The 398-nt window shown below is 63.1% G+C and carries 1 pseudogene; it reads right to left on the reverse strand.

Going from position 1 to position 398, the window contains the following annotated elements:
- Positions 1-170 precede the first annotated feature (170 nt).
- Positions 171-398, reverse strand: a pseudogene (locus tag HA630_RS01680) (RNA pseudouridine synthase); the annotation flags it as partial.

The following is a 398-nucleotide window of genomic DNA, read 5'->3' on the forward strand; positions in this document are numbered from 1 at the left end:
GCTCAGCCAGACCTGGGTGGCGACCAGGGACAGCAGCATCAGCGCCGTCAGGCCGACCAAGAGCTTGAGCCGGATACCGATCAATTTATCCCCGATTTATTTGATATTTAATTCTCATTTTTGAGAATTCTTTTTCATTTTGCAGCAATTGCGCTGGGCTGGCAAGCCGTTCAGAAGGGGGCTGGGCTGTGGAAGGTCAGGCGGGTGGTCTGGGTGGGGTGGGGCAGGTCCAGCCAGGCCGCGTGCAGCAGCAGCCGTGGGCTGGCGGCGAGCACCGCGTCGGGGGCGTAGAGCTCGTCGCCGAGTATGGGGTGACCCAGCGCCTGCAGGTGCACCCGCAACTGGTGCGAGCGGCCGGTCACAGGTTCCAGTTCCAGCCGGGCGGTGGGTCCTGCCGC

This window comes from Aquabacterium sp. A08 (assembly GCF_011742065.1).